Source organism: Mesorhizobium sp. M7A.F.Ca.US.006.01.1.1 (assembly GCF_003997935.1).
In the GTDB taxonomy this organism is placed as follows: Bacteria; Pseudomonadota; Alphaproteobacteria; order Rhizobiales; family Rhizobiaceae; genus Mesorhizobium.
In genome coordinates this window covers 1-12,155 of sequence record NZ_RZQL01000214.1, presented here as the reverse complement: position 1 = coordinate 12,155, position 12,155 = coordinate 1, and the positions used below count along the sequence as shown (strand labels likewise).

General features: G+C 61.8%; 9 protein-coding genes and 1 pseudogene. 8 read left to right on the top strand and 2 right to left on the bottom strand.

Going from position 1 to position 12,155, the window contains the following annotated elements; translation table 11 throughout:
• Positions 1 to 325: 325 nt before the first annotated feature.
• The 3 genes from EN943_RS28410 (at position 326) to EN943_RS28400 (ending at position 3,777) form a co-directional block, all read left to right on the top strand.
• On the top strand, positions 326 to 1,453 hold the full coding sequence (locus EN943_RS28410; RefSeq protein WP_013531734.1) for a L,D-transpeptidase: 1,128 nt from the start codon (positions 326 to 328) through the stop codon (positions 1,451 to 1,453).
• A 137-nt stretch (positions 1,454 to 1,590) separates the two neighbouring features.
• Positions 1,591 to 3,228, top strand: a complete 1,638-nt coding sequence (locus EN943_RS28405) for a CTP synthase (RefSeq protein WP_013531733.1) — start codon at positions 1,591 to 1,593, stop codon at positions 3,226 to 3,228.
• Between the two features lie 12 nt (positions 3,229 to 3,240).
• A complete protein-coding gene (locus tag EN943_RS28400; protein WP_127415531.1) occupies positions 3,241 to 3,777 on the top strand; it encodes a DUF1697 domain-containing protein in 537 nt (178 codons plus the stop codon).
• Positions 3,778 to 3,813: 36 nt separating this feature from the next.
• Here the strand turns inward: EN943_RS28400 and EN943_RS28395 are convergent, their stop codons facing one another.
• On the bottom strand, positions 3,814 to 5,271 hold the full coding sequence (locus EN943_RS28395; RefSeq protein ID WP_127415530.1) for an NCS1 family nucleobase:cation symporter-1: 1,458 nt from the start codon (positions 5,269 to 5,271) through the stop codon (positions 3,814 to 3,816).
• A gap of 225 nt (positions 5,272 to 5,496) precedes the next feature.
• Entirely contained in the window at positions 5,497 to 6,399 is a 903-nt protein-coding gene (locus EN943_RS28390; protein ID WP_127415529.1) for a LysR substrate-binding domain-containing protein, read from the bottom strand.
• 245 nt (positions 6,400 to 6,644) lie between these two features.
• On the opposite strand from EN943_RS28390, the gene EN943_RS28385 reads away from it, so the two are divergent.
• The 5 genes and pseudogenes from EN943_RS28385 to EN943_RS28365 all read left to right on the top strand — a co-directional run.
• On the top strand, positions 6,645 to 8,159 hold the full coding sequence (locus EN943_RS28385; protein ID WP_127415528.1) for a leucyl aminopeptidase: 1,515 nt from the start codon (positions 6,645 to 6,647) through the stop codon (positions 8,157 to 8,159).
• Positions 8,160 to 8,213: 54 nt separating this feature from the next.
• Positions 8,214 to 9,119: a proline iminopeptidase-family hydrolase gene (locus EN943_RS28380; protein ID WP_127415527.1), complete on the top strand. Its 906-nt coding sequence runs from the start codon at positions 8,214 to 8,216 to the stop codon at positions 9,117 to 9,119.
• Between the two features lie 18 nt (positions 9,120 to 9,137).
• A complete protein-coding gene (locus EN943_RS28375) occupies positions 9,138 to 10,799 on the top strand; it encodes an ABC transporter substrate-binding protein (protein WP_127415526.1) in 1,662 nt (553 codons plus the stop codon).
• A gap of 39 nt (positions 10,800 to 10,838) precedes the next feature.
• A complete protein-coding gene (locus EN943_RS28370; RefSeq protein WP_127415525.1) occupies positions 10,839 to 11,855 on the top strand; it encodes an ABC transporter permease in 1,017 nt (338 codons plus the stop codon).
• Positions 11,855 to 12,155: pseudogene (locus EN943_RS28365) on the top strand (ABC transporter permease); the annotation flags it as partial. The gene EN943_RS28370 and the pseudogene EN943_RS28365, both read left to right, overlap by 1 nt.

The following is a 12,155-nucleotide window of genomic DNA, read 5'->3' as shown; positions in this document are numbered from 1 at the left end:
ATGCTTCGGCTCCTGCGACTGCCCCGGCCACTGCGCCTGCCGCCGGCTCGACGCCGCCGGCGACCAACGGCACGGCTCCCGCCGCACCGGCGACCCCGCAGGTTCCAAACCAGTAGTTCTCGGTGCCTGAACCGCGATCTGTGGTCGTTTGAACACAGTCGCGGCAAATGCAGCGAGATCACGAAGATTCGACGGGGTGAGGCATGGCCCCACGCTTGAGGCGGCCGCGCTTATTCGACTATAGATTGCACGCGGCATTTCCGGCGCCCTTGGGGGGCGCTGGGCGACGCCGTGGCAACAAGCATAGAACGATCGGATCTTCGCCATGCAGCTTCGCAGCTTCATTTTCCTGGGACTTTGCGCCGCACTCGGCGTGAGTTCCCCCGCTTTCGCAGGCGTTCCGGCCAATATGGCCGCACAGCCTTCGGCTGAAACAACTTCTGCCATCAACGTCGCCGTCAAGAGTGATGCGTCGCAATTGAAGCTTCTCAAGAAGAAGAAAAACCCGACGCCCGACGACCTCGCCCAGATCAAGAAGATCGAGGCCAAGATCGTTGCCGACAAGGAAGCCGCCAAAGCCAAGGCGCTCGAAGCCAGGAAGCTGGCAATGCGCGAGGCGGCCAAGGCCAAGGCCGACGCGGAACGGCAGGCGTTCCTTGCCAAGAAGGGCAAGAGCGCGCCGGCAACCGAGGTGGCCGATGCCAAGCCGGCCAAGAAGCAGGCTGCCAAGATCATCGAGCCTATCGAACCGATAGCGCCGATCCAGTCGGCCGAGCCGCTTCCGGCGGAGGCCATGAACGTCGCCCTGACCGGCAACAATGGCGAACTGCGCAGCGAAGTCATCGGCCAGAAGAAGCCGAGCGGCGGCGGCCTGTTCGCCGGCCTTTTCGGCGGGACGTCGTCCGGCTCCTCGATAAGCTATCTTCCCGAGACGCGGGCTCTCGATCAGGCTCTCGCCAAGAGGGAGGCCAAGAAGCAGTTCAAGGTGAAGCCGGAATTCGTGCCGCAGGACGTGGAATTCACTGGTTACGATGCCGGCACCATCGTCATCGACACCAGCGCGCGGCGCCTTTACCTCGTCGAATCATCTTCCACCGCGCGGCGCTACGCCATTGCGGTCGGCCGCGAGGGCCTGCAGTTCAAGGGCACGGTCGCGGTCGGTGACAAGCAGGAATGGCCGCGCTGGATCCCGACGCTGGACATGCAGAAGCGCGAGCCGAAGCATTACGGCCAGTATAAGGACGGTATGCCTGGCGGTGGCCAGAATCCGCTCGGCGCCCGCGCCATCTATCTCTATGACGGCAAGAAGGACACGCATCTGCGCATCCACGGCACCATCGCGCCGCAGTCGATCGGAACCAGCGCCTCTAATGGCTGCTTCCGCATGATCAACGAGCACGTCATGGACCTCTACAGCCGCGTCAGGGTTGGCACCAAGGTCGTCATCATCTGACGTTTTCGTCATCCTGCCGAAAGGGCCGGCTTAGCCGGCCCTTTTGTTTTGCCCTGTTCACGATCCAAGCGCCTTCTTGGGAAAAAAGCTTCGCGGCGGTTTTTTCTCTGGCGGAATCAATCCGGCCGCGTTAAGCGATGACTCCCATGGCGCGATATGTATTCATCACAGGCGGCGTGGTTTCCTCACTTGGAAAAGGCATTGCCGCAGCGGCCCTTGGGGCTCTCCTGCAGGCGCGAGGCTATCGCGCACGCATCAAAAAACTCGATCCTTATCTCAATGTCGATCCGGGCACGATGTCGCCGTACCAGCATGGCGAAGTCTTCGTCACCGACGATGGTGCGGAAACCGATCTTGATCTTGGCCATTACGAGCGCTTCACAGGCCGCTCCGCCAACCAGCAGGACAACATCACCACCGGCCGCATCTACAAGAACATCATCGAGCGCGAGCGGCGCGGCGACTATCTCGGCGCCACTGTGCAGGTCATTCCGCACGTCACCGACGAGATCAAGAATTTCGTCCTCAACGGCAATGACGATTATGATTTCGTGCTGTGCGAGATCGGCGGCACGGTCGGCGACATCGAGGCGATGCCGTTCCTTGAGGCGATCCGCCAGCTCGGCAACGACCTGCCGCGCAACAATGCCGTCTACGTCCATCTGACGCTGATGCCCTACATCCCGACGGCGGGCGAGCTGAAGACCAAGCCGACCCAGCATTCGGTCAAGGAACTGCGCGGCATCGGCATCGCGCCCGACATCCTGCTGGTCCGCGCGGACCGCGCCATTCCCAAGGAAGAGCGCAGGAAGCTGTCGCTGTTCTGCAATGTCCGCGAGAGCGCTGTGATCCAGGCGCTCGACGTGCCGCATATCTACGATGTGCCGATGGCCTATCACAAGGAAGGGCTCGATTCGGAAGTGCTCGCCGCCTTCGGTATCGATCCGGCGCCGAAGCCGCGAATGGAGCCCTGGCAGGCGGTGTCCAACCGCATCCACAATCCGGAAGGCGAGGTGACCATCGCCGTGGTCGGCAAATATACCGGGCTCAAGGATGCCTACAAATCGCTGATCGAAGCGCTTTCGCATGGCGGCCTGGCCAACCACGTCAAGGTCAAGCTCGACTGGATCGAATCGGAGATCTTCGAAAAGGAGGATCCGACGCCGTGGCTGGAAAAGGTGCATGGCATCCTGGTTCCCGGCGGCTTTGGCGAGCGCGGCTCGGAAGGCAAGATCCTGGCGGCGAAGTTCGCGCGTGAGCGAAAAGTGCCGTATTTCGGCATTTGCTTCGGCATGCAGATGGCCTGCATCGAGGCGGCGCGGTCGCTGGCCGGCGTCGAGCATGCATCTTCTACCGAATTCGGTCCGACCGAGGAGCCGGTTGTGGGCCTGATGACCGAATGGCTGAAAGGCAACATGCTGGAGAAGCGCCGGGAAACCGGCGATCTCGGCGGCACGATGCGGCTCGGCGCCTATCAGGCCGAACTCGCCAAGGGCTCCAAGATCGCGGAGATCTACGGCGACACACAGATTTCCGAGCGTCATCGCCACCGCTACGAGGTCAATGTCGACTACAAGGAGCGGCTCGAGGATTGCGGCCTGGTGTTTGCCGGCATGTCGCCTGACGGCGTGCTGCCGGAGACGGTCGAGTATCCAGACCACCCCTGGTTCATCGGCGTGCAATATCATCCGGAACTGAAAAGCCGGCCGCTCGACCCGCATCCGCTGTTCGCCAGTTTCATCGAGGCGGCCGTGGAGCAGAGCCGGCTGGTGTAGGCCGGCTGGACTATGCAGACCTATGTCGCACTGCTTTACAGCGTCATCCTGGGCGAGGGGCGGCGGGTCGTGATGGCCGATCTCAAGGCCATGGCGGAAGATCTCGGACTGAAGAATACGCGCACGCTCGTGGCGACCGGCAATCTGGTCTTCGAGGCGCCGGCAACTGATATCGCCAACCTTGAACAGCGGCTGGAAACAGCCTTCGAAAAGACCTTCGGCCGCCATGTCGATATCATCGTCCGTGGTGCCGAGGACTGGCTGAAGCTTGCCGCCGGCAATCCGTTCCCGGCCGATTCGGCTAAAACAGGCGATCAGGTGGCCGTACGGGTGATGCGCAAGCCTGCGCCCGTGGAGGCCGTGAAGGGGCTCCAAGCCTATGCCGGCGAGGATGAAAAAGTGACTTCGGTCGGCGGCGACATCTGGGTCGTATTTTCACGCGAGAGGCCAAGCTCGCGGCTGCTTGCGGCGATGAATCACAAGCGCATGGGCACGGGCACGTCGCGCAACTGGAACACAGTGCGCAGATTGGCCGAGATGCTCGGGTAGGTTTTGGGGCGGCTCTCGCCGCCCCAATTCACCTTGTCAGGCTTTCGCGGTCTTGGCGCCGGCGCCCAAAGCGGCGGTGCGCAGCACGTAGTAGATAATGCCGGCGATCGCCACGCCGAAGAACCAGCCATAGACACCCCACCAGGACGGCAGCCAGTTGGTGAAGTTCGGCAGGATCGACGAGAAGATGGCGCCGATGCCTGCGGCGACGAAGGCGTTGACGTGCCAGCCGCCCTGGAAGCGGAACTCGCCATCTTCGCGGTAAAGCGCCTCGACGTCGACCTCGCCCTTCCGGATCAGGTAGTAGTCGACCATCATCACCCCGAAGATCGGCCCCATCGTCGCGCCGATGATGTTGACGAAGGAAGCGGCACTGCCTTCCCACGGCGCGAAGGGATAGAGCAGCAGGGCGATCACGGCCGCGATATAGCCGCCCTTCTTGAAGTCGATCTGCCTGGGGAAGACGTTGGAGAAGTCGAAGGCCGGCGAGACGAAATTGGCGACCACGTTGATGCCAAGCGTTGCTACCGCAAAGGTCAGGGCTGCGAGCGCCGCCAGGAACCAGCTGTCGAATTTCGCCGAGATCTGGTCGGGATGCAGGAGCACTTCGCCATAGACGTCAAAGGCGGCAATGGTGGTGACGCCGGCGACCAGCGAGAACAGGATCAGGTTGATCGGCAGGCCCCAGATATTGCCCTTGCGCAGCGATGCCTTGTCCGGCGCGTAACGGGCGAAATCGCAGAAATTGAGATAGAGCGCTGAGAAATAGGTGACCCAGATCGCCGCTACCGCAAACAGTGACGTCCACGATCCCGGCGTACCCGGCACGCCAGCGTCCTTGGTCTTGTCCAGCAGCACGTCCATCGGGATGTCGCTGGTGAACGCAAATCTCCCGGATTTGACGCAGAGATAGATCGCCAGGATCAGCATCATCACCCACACCGCTGGGCCGGCCCAGTCCTGGAAGCGGCGCACGGTTTCCATGCCGTTCTGGATGATCAGCAGCTGCAGCGCCCAGATGACCACGAAGCAGATCACCTCCAGGCCGGTATGGCCGAGGAAATGCGTGTTGGCGTTGAAATCGGCGAACCATTGCGAGCGGATCAAAAGCGCCACGATCGCGCCGGAGGCGGCAGCCGTCTGTGCGCCATACCAGAAACAGGCGACGACGGCGCGCACCAGTGCCGGAATGTTGGCGCCCCAGATGCCGAAAGAAGCGCGGGCAAGCACGGGGTAGGGCACGCCCGTCTTCACACCGGCATAGCCGACCATGTTCATCAGCGCGTAGATGATCAGCGAGCCGATGCCTATGGCGATGATGAAATTGACGAAGCCGCCGCAAAACAGGAACAGACTGGCGGCAAGATAGTAGCCCCAAAGGCTGTGGACGTCCGACGTCCAGACGTTGAAGATCGAGAATGGTCCCCAGTTTCGAACTTTGGCCGGAGCCAGATCCTCGTTGTACAGATCAGGTGAAGCACCCTGTATCGTCATTGCAATGTTCCCCTTTTGCAGCACGCGCCCTCACGCGTTGGCCGCGTGCAGGTTAAGCTTGCCGCAGGGGAACCGACAAGCAACCTATTTGCCGGCTTTGGCCTTAAAGATATTCAATGAGAACTGCGATTATCGATGCAAGGCGATGGTGGGTCATCGCTGAACCCGGCACGGATGATTCGAAGTTCGACGCTGGGATTCCAATCTGAAACGGTAGGGCGCCATCTAAGCGATGGCCATCACCTGCTTGTGGTCCGCGACTTCGGCGAGCAGCCAATCCTGAAACAGGCCGGTGCCTGGTTTGTTGCCGATGCTGCGACGCTGATGCAGGTAAATGCCGGCCGGATAGGTGTGACGGGCACGGAACGGGGCGACCAGTTTGCCTTGCTGCAGAAAATCTTGCGCCATGATCGTGTCCGCAAGCGCTATTCCGGCGCCATTGATCGCTTCGCGCATTATCAGGGTGCAATCATCCAGTGTTGTGCTGGATTTTGGCGTCGTTTCCAGAACGCCTTCCTGCTCCAGCCAACGCTTCCATCTCATGGTTTCGCATTCATGGATCAGATGATGATTGACCAGATCGGCCGGCGATCGCAGCGGCACAGGCCCCTCCAAAAGCGAAGGCGCACAGACCGGCGTCAAAAGCAGCGGGATCAGCAGCGTCAAAGCCGGGCCGGCCTTGTAGACGAACTCGTCGACAATGGCCAAATCGAAGTTGGCGCGCTTGCCTGAAGTGGAGATCTCCAGATCCACCGACGGATGCAACCGGCGAAAGTTCGGCAACCGGTCCGCCAGCCAAAGGTTCAGAACGGTGGGCGCGCACAAGACCCGGACCCGTTGGATCTTACCGTGGCGCGACCCCTCGGAGAGGCTGACGTCGTCGGTGGCGCGCCAGATGGCTTCGAACGCCTCCGAGAGGCTGCGCGCATAGTAGGAGCCCCTTATGGTTGGGGTTATCTGGCGAAAACCGCGTTCGAACAGGTCCTGGCCAAGATTTCGTTCAAGCGCGCGGATGTGGCGGCTGACAGCCGAGGGTGTCAGATGCAGTTCTTCCGCCGCGTCCTTGACGCTGCCGAGGCGAGCGGCGGCCTCGAAAGCGCGCATGCCATTGAGTGAGGGAAGGGCCATTGGCCGATCATGAATTGTCAGTTGAGTTTTTGTCAATCGACATGGACAGAATTCGCGTTTGATCGCCTGCCCCGTTAGGGGATACCCAGAAGACAAGAGCAATTAAGTCGTCTCAAAAAAGCGACTATCTGGGGACCGGCACTACCACGAACGGCGGAGACCGGCTTGACCAGTCTCCACCGGGGTAAGCGAGGCGTTGCTCGCTACCCGGCTGGTATTGCCGCAATTGGAGAGAGCGCCAGCCTATGCCTCAATCGCCAGCGCCGGTCTTCGAGACCGCGGATGAGATTTCCGCGGAAACCTCCGTCGTCGTGATTTTGCAAACTGCCCAAACAGGCTTCGGCCCGCGGGCAGTCGCCCTGGATGCCGAGATGAGCGGGATTCTCTCTCGTGCATGCTCCGACCCGGCCGTCTTGGCCGAATCCGGCACCTGCATCGATCTTATTGCCCCGCAGGCAGTATCGACCAAGCGCGTGATCGTCCTGGCGTTGGGCAAAGCTGAAGCCGTAACCACCCTGTCACTGGCACGCGCCGGCGGTCTGCTTGCCGCGCATCTGGAGGGCAAGGGGGAATGCGCAGCCACCCTGGTCCTGGACCCCATCGCTGGCATTGAACTATCCGGCGCCGAAATCCTGGCGCGTGTCGCGCTTGGCATGCGGCTGCGCCGCTATCGTTTCGACATGCGCAATCGGCGGCAAGGGGCGGGAGCGGATCGAACCTTGCGGGTGAAACTGGTCGGAGCCGGCGGCCCGGATCTGACCGCGGCGCTGACGCGGATCAATGCCATCGCCGATGGCGTCGAATATGCGCGGACCCTGGTCAACCTGCCACCGAACCATCTCCACCCCGACAATTTCCATGATCATCTGGAGCCGCTGCGTGAAGCCGGCATCGACATCGAAATGCTCGATGCCGCGCAACTGAAGGAGCTCGGCATGAACGCGCTTCTCGCCGTTGGATCGGGCTCGGCGCGCCCGCCGCGGGTCGCTGTCCTGCGCTACCGGGGCAAGGGTGCTCCCGCCCAACCACTCGCTTTCGTCGGCAAGGGCGTCTGCTTCGATTCGGGAGGCCTCTGCATCAAGGGCGGAGCGCAGATGTTCGACATGAAAGCCGACATGGGCGGAGCGGCCGCTGTGGTCGGCCTGCTGATCGCGCTCGCCCGGCAAGGCAGCCCGGTACACGTTGTCGGTGTTCTCGGCATCGCCGAGAACATGCCATCCGGTACCGCGCTCAAACCGCGCGACATCATCACCACGGCCTCGGGACAGACCGTGGAAGTGTTCGATACGGATGCGGAGGGACGCCTGCTTCTGGCCGACTGCCTCCACTATGCAGCCACGCGCTTCAATCCTTCGGTGATCGTCGATCTGGCGACGCTGACCTATTCGGTGACGCGTGGCCTAGGGTCGATATTCGCCGGCCTGTTCAGCACCGACGATGCCATCGCGTCGCAGATGATCGCGGCCGGAGAAACGGTCGGCGAGCGGTTCTGGCGGCTGCCGCTCGACCGGGCCTATGATGAGGGTCTGCAATCGCCGTTCGCGGACCTCAGGCATCATGCCAAGGACATGGAAGATGGCGACGCGCCCTATGCCGCGGCCTTCCTGCGCCACTTCACGGAAGATCGCCCGTGGGTGCATCTCGACATCGCCAGCAAGGAACTGGCCGACACCGATCGGCCGCTCGGCAGGCAAGGTGCCACGGCGTTTGGCGTGCAGATGCTGGAAGAGTGGGTGCAGGTCACCCGCAACATGAGTTAGGCGCCCGCCGTCACGGACAAATGCAAGATGCCTTCAACCGCACTGGGAACTGGGATGTCATCTGAGATCATCGGCATGGAAGGACAGGCCGCTTTCGGCGCCTACGAGACCTGGTATCGGGTTAGTGGTGAACTCGGTGGCGAAAAGGCGCCGGCGGTGATCCTGCATGGTGGCCCGGGCGTCGCCCACAACTATGTCGATGCCTACAAGCTTCTTGCGCGAAGGGACCGCGCCGTCATCCATTATGACCAGTTGGGCTGCGGCAATTCCACCTTGCTGCCTGAGAAAGGCGCCGATTTCTGGACACCTGGGCTGTTCATCGACGAGCTTGAAAACCTGGTCGACCACCTCGGCATTCGGACGGGCTTCCACGTCCTCGGCCAGAGCTGGGGCGGCATGCTGGGCGCCGAATATGCCGTGACGCGGCCGAAGGGTCTGAAATCGCTGACCATAGCCAACTCCCCGGCTTCCATGAAGTTGTGGGTCGAAGAGGCCAACCGGTTGCGTGCGGATCTGCCTGCGGATGTGCAGGAGACTCTGACCCGACACGAGCAGGCCGGCACAACAGACGATGCGGCGTATCAGGCGGCGACGATGGTGTTCTACGAGCGGCATGTCTGCCGGGTCGTGCCTTTCCCGTCCGAAGTCACGGAAAGTTTCGCCCAGGTCGTGCGCAATCCGACCGTCTATAATCTGATGAATGGGCCGAACGAGTTCCATGTCATCGGAACGCTGAAGAACTGGAGCATCGTCGAACGCCTGCCGGCCATCGATGTTCCCACACTGATCATCTCCGGACGTCACGACGAGGCTACGCCCGCGACCGTGCAGCCCTACAAGGACGGCATCAAGGGGTCGCGCTGGGAGATATTCGAGCATTCCAGCCACATGCCGCATGTCGAAGAGCAAGAAGCGTGCATGCGGGTGGTGGGAGACTTCCTGGACCACAACGATAATTGAAAAAAGGGGAATCAAGACATGAAGAAACTGCTTCTGGCGGCGTCAGCCGCGGCATTGCTGGCCGGTACATGGCTAGCCCCGGCACAGGCCGAATATCTCAAGGAGCACCGAGGCGGCACCATCCGCCTGTTGGCCCGCTCCGCGGCCGGAACGCTCGATCCGCACATCAATTACACGGACCAGGGCTGGCAGATGTACCAGCCGATCTATGACGGCCTGGTGGCCTTCCGCAAGGCCGAGGGCATGGACGGCTTCACCGTCGTTCCCGATCTGGCCGAGACCCTGCCGCAGGTCAGCAATGACGGCAAGACCTTCACCTTCAAGCTGCGCAAGGGCATCAAGTTCTCCAGCGGCCAGGATCTTGGCGTGAAGGACGTCGTCGCTTCCTTCCAGCGCATCTTCAAGGTTTCCGGACCGACCTCCGGCACGTTCTATGCCGGTATCGTCGGTGCCGACAAATGCCTGGCCGACACCAAGAGCTGCACGCTGGAAGGCGGTGTTGTCGGCGACGAAGCCGCCGGCACCATCACCATCAACATCACCAAGCCGGATGCCGAGCTGCTCTACAAGCTTGCCTTGCCGCATGCCGTGGTCCTGCCGGCGGACACACCCGCCGAAGACATGGGTTCCAAGCCCATTCCCAGCACCGGTGCCTACATGATCTCCGCCTTCGACCCCAACAAGGGCATGACGGTTTCCCGCAACCCCAATTTCAAGCAGTGGAGCGAAGAAGCCCAGCCGGACGGCTATCCGGATGTCGTCCAATATGATTTCGGCCTGTCCGATGAGGCAGCCGTCACCGCGATCCAGAACGGCGAAGCGGACTGGATGTTCGACGCTCTGCCGAGCGACCGCCTGGGCGAACTGGGCAGCAAGTCCATGGACCAGCTGCACATCTCACCGCTTTCGGCTTGGTGGTACGCGCCGCTGAACAACCGTCTCGCACCCTTCGACAATGAAAAAGCTCGCCAGGCCGTTGCCTATGCGATCGATCGCAACACGCTGGTCAAGCTGTTCGGCGGCAAGGTGCTGGCTTCGCCGGTCTGCCAGGTCCTGCCTCCGGACTTCCCCGGCCATGAAGACTATTGCCCCTTCACCAAGAATCCCGGCGCCAAATGGTCGGCCCCCGACCTCGACAAGGCAAAGCAGCTCGTCGAGGACTCGGGCACCAAGGGCCAGAAGGTGACCATTATCGTCGAGGACACCGCCATTTCGCGCTCCATCGGCGTCTATCTGCAGAGCGTGCTGACCAGCATCGGCTATGTCGCCGACGTCAAGCCGATCTCGTCGAACATCCAGTTCACCTACATCCAGAACACCAACAACAAGGTGCAGATGTCCGTCACCCAGTGGTACAAGGACTATCCGGCGGCTTCGGACTTCCTGAACATCCTGTTCAGCTGTGCCTCCTTCCGCGATGGTTCGGACGCCTCGATCAACATCGCCGGCTTCTGCGACAAGGAAATCGACGCCAAGATGCAAAAAGCATTGGACCTCGGCGTCACCGACCAGAAAGCCGCCGACAAAATGTGGGCTGAAATCGACAGGCAAGTCACCGACAAGGCACCCGCCGTCGGCCTCTTCACGCCGAAGCGGCTTGACTTTGTCAGCAAACGTCTTGGCAATTTCAAGTTCAACCGGCAGTTCAACTGGATGATCACCCAATCCTGGGTACAGTAATGGCCTGGGTGCAGTAACGAACCGCGGAGGGGCACGTCCGTGTCGAACGTAGCTGTCGCCGTGCCGCGCAAGACGCGAGGGCCCTGGGCCGTCGCGTTTGCGAAGCTGGCAACGGACGGGGCCGCCATGGCGTCGCTGGCCGTGTTCCTCCTCATCGTCCTTGCCTGCCTCAGTGCGCCTCTTTATGCGAAATGGGCAGGCGTGGACCCATTCGCCTCGACGCTCGACGCCGTCATCCAGATCGACGGTGCCGACGTTCCGGTGATGGAACAGTCGACGGAGGGGCTCGGGCTTGGCTACACACCGCTTGGTCCAACCTGGCGGCTGGGCAATTACTTCCTCGGTGCCGACAGCCAGGGGCGCGATGTCATGGCCAGGATGCTCTACGGCGGGCTGAGCTCGCTGTTGATCTCCGGAGCAGCCACCATCTTCACCCTGATCCTGGGCACGGCGGCGGGATTGATCGCCGGCTATTTCGGCGGCGTCACCGACACGGTGCTGTCGCGTTTCCTCGACATCCTGTGGGCGTTCCCGATTTATCTGCTGGCGATTTCGCTCTCCATCGTCACCATCGCGCATGGCATCACAATCGGACCGATCCAGATCGAGTCCGGCAGCCTGTGGCTGCCTGTCATCATCATCGGCATCGTCTACGTGCCCTATGTAGCCCGCCCAATACGCGGGCAGGTTCTGGCGCTGCGCAAGAGCGAGTTCGTGCTGGCCGCGATCAATCTGGGCGTGCCGGGGTGGCGCATCCTGTGGCGCGATATCCTGCCCAACGTCACCACCACGCTCATCGTCTTCGTGCCGCTGATGATGGCGCTGAACATGCTTACGGAATCGGCACTCTCCTTCCTGTCGATCGGCGTGCAGCCGCCCGCGGCGAGCTGGGGCACCATCATCCAGGACGGACAGGCGCTGCTTTACACCAGGCCATTGGTGGCGCTTGTGCCGGGGCTGGCGATCGCGGTTTCCGTCATGGCGCTCAATGTTTTTGGCGACGGCCTGCGCGACGCGCTCGATCCGCGCTCCAAGGTTCGGCTGGGGCGCGACTGATGATCTACCCAATCCTGCGCCGGTTCGGCCAGATGCTGTTCGTGATGTTCGGCATCTCGGTCATCGTCTTCCTGATTTTCTTCGCAACGCCGGGCGCCGACCCGGCGGCGCGCATCGCCGGCCGCAATGCATCGCCCGAAGTACTGGAGGCGGTGCGCCACAGCTTCGGCTTCGACCGGCCGCTCTACGTGCAATATGTGACGATGATGGAGAAGATCTTCGTCACCGGCGATCTGACCTCCTTCGTCAATCGTGGCTGGAAGGTGGTGCCGGCGGCGTTTGGGTTCATCCCCCGTTCCC